The organism is Arthrobacter sp. JCM 19049 (genome assembly GCF_001310435.1).
In genome coordinates, this window is the sequence record NZ_BAXF01000348.1 from 1 (window position 1) to 2,343 (window position 2,343).

A 2,343-nucleotide genomic window follows, 5' to 3' on the forward strand; every position below is an offset into this window, starting at 1 on the left:
CCGGCGGGTGCCGGCGACCGACACGTCCACCAAGGTGACCTTGCGGTTGGGTTCGACGTCGACCACGGCCAGCCCGCAACGGGTCAGGCCGGGGTCGATGCCGACTACGCGGAGCGTCAAGTGACTGCCGGCCCCTACTCGTCCTCGGCCAGGGCGGCCTGGACCTCGTCGGACAGGTCCGCGTTGGTGTATACGTTCTGCACGTCGTCCAGTTCCTCCAGGGCGTCGAACAGGCGCACGAACTTCTTCGCGGCCTCCACGTCCAGCTCCACCTTCATGGAGGGCAGGAACTCAACCTCGTCGGACTCGTACTCGATCTCGGCCTCGTCCAGGGCGGTGGCCACCGCACGCAGGTCCGCAGCCTCGGAGATCACCTCAAAGTTGCCGTCGGCCTCCTGCACCTCTTCGGCGCCGGCGTCCAGCACGGCCATCAGCACGTCGTCCTCGCTCAGCTCCCCGACCGGCAGGCGCACTACGCCCTTGCGGGAGAACAGGTAGTTCACGCTGCCCGGGTCGGCGATGGTCCCGCCGTTGCGGGTGATCGCCACGCGCACCTCGGAGGCGGCGCGGTTCTTGTTGTCGGTCAGGCATTCGACCAGCAGCGCCGAACCCTGCGGTCCGCGCGCTTCGTAGATGATCTCGGTGTAGTCGATGACCTCACCGGTCAACCCAGCACCACGCTTGATGGCGCGGTCGATGTTGTCATTGGGCACGGAGTTCTTCTTGGCCTTGGAGACGGCCAGTTCCAGCGCCGGGTTGCCGGCGGGGTCGGGGCCACCAGTGCGGGCTGCAACTTCGATGCCTTGATGTACTTGGCGAAGGCCTTGGCGCGCTTGGCGTCAATCGCAGCCTTCTTGTGCTTGGTGGTTGCCCATTTGGAGTGGCCTGCCATGGTGTTAAGCGTCTCCTTGCGTCATGTGGATGAAAAACTCGTGGATGGCATTGCTGCCGGTGACCTCGGGATGAAATGAGGTCGCCAACAAATTTTCCTGTCGTACCGCAACAATTCTATCGTGAACTGCCCGATTCTGGCCGGGGACGGTGGACAGGACCTGCACGGCGGGGCCGACCTGCACCGCTTCGGGGGCGCGGATGAACACCGCCTCGAAGCTGTGTCCGGCAAATTCCAGCACCGACTCGAAGGAGTCGACCTGGCGGCCAAACGCGTTGCGCCGCACCGTCATGTCGATCCCGCCGAAGCTGCGCTGCGCCTGCCCGTTGGCCGAGATGGCCGGGTTCTCGATCCGGTCGGCCAGCATGATCATCCCGGCGCAGGAGCCGTACACAGGCAGGCCGGAGGAAATCAGCGTCCGGATCGGCTCGGCCAGGCCGTAGTTGCGCGAGAGCCGGTCGATGACCGAGGACTCTCCGCCGGGGATGACCAGCCCGTCCAGGTGCTCCAGGTCCTGCGGGGTGCGCACCGGCAGCGCCGCGGCCCCAGCCGGATCAGCGCCTGCAGGTGTTCGCGGAAATCGCCTTGCAGCGCCAGTACCCAATGGCGGGTCATCTGCCTGCCTTCCTGAGATGGTGTGGCGCGCGCACCGGTGGGTGCGCGCACATCAGGTTAAGCCCGCGCCGGGGCGGCCGGCGTTTTTTCCTCGGCGTGTCGCACCGGGTTTCCGCCCCATTTGCCCTGCTTTCGGGGCGCTTGGGCGCCGGCTGGTTGCTGATTGGCGCGGGCCGGCAATCTTGGTAGGTTCGCAAGGACAGCTACGCCAGGTGAGAAGAGCGGGGAGTTTTGACCATGACCGATGCCACGAACCATTCCACAACCCATTTCCAGCTGCCCGGCGACGTGATGATGCCGGCGATCGCCCTGGGCACCTACCCGATGCAGGCGCGGAGGCCGCCCACGCGGTGGAGGGGGCGCTGCGGCTGGGCTACCGGCACGTGGACACCGCGGAGAACTACCACAACGAGGACGGGGTCGGCGAGGGAATCCGGCGCTCCGGGCTGCCGCGCGAGGAGGTGTTCATCACCACCAAGTTCAACAGGCAATGGCACAGCATCGACGGGGTGCGCCAGGCGTTCGAGAACTCGGTGCAGCGTCTGGGGGTGGACTACCTGGACCTGTTCCTGATCCACTGGCCCAACCCGGAGCAGGGCACGTTCGTGGAGGCGTTCGAGGGCCTGGCCCGGCTGCAGACCGAGGGGAAGGTGCGGGCGATCGGCGTGTCGAACTTCAAGCCCAAGCACCTGCAGCAGCTGTTCGACGCCGGCCTGGCCCCGGCGGTGAACCAGATCCAGCTGGACCCGGAGTACCGCAACCCGCAGGCCCAGCAGTTCCACCGGGAGCACGGGATCCGCACCGAGGCGTACACGCCGCTGGGACGCGGCGGCGCG

Annotated in this window: 2 protein-coding genes and 2 pseudogenes; 1 reads left to right on the top strand and 3 read right to left on the bottom strand. The window is 66.8% G+C overall.

All coding sequences use genetic code 11. The features are described from left to right. The 3 genes and pseudogenes from JCM19049_RS11980 to pdxT form a co-directional block, all read right to left on the bottom strand. A partial coding sequence (locus JCM19049_RS11980) for a crossover junction endodeoxyribonuclease RuvC (protein WP_279403094.1) occupies positions 1–120 on the bottom strand: 120 nt, incomplete at its 3' end. Positions 121–134: 14 nt separating this feature from the next. Then, positions 135–892 (bottom strand): annotated as a pseudogene (locus JCM19049_RS11985) (YebC/PmpR family DNA-binding transcriptional regulator). Between the two features lie 4 nt (positions 893–896). Then, a pseudogene (pdxT, locus tag JCM19049_RS11990) lies at positions 897–1,507 on the bottom strand (pyridoxal 5'-phosphate synthase glutaminase subunit PdxT). Between the two features lie 350 nt (positions 1,508–1,857). On the opposite strand from pdxT, the gene JCM19049_RS11995 reads away from it, so the two are divergent. Then, on the top strand, positions 1,858–2,343 hold a 486-nt coding region (locus JCM19049_RS11995), incomplete at its 3' end, for an aldo/keto reductase (protein WP_279403093.1).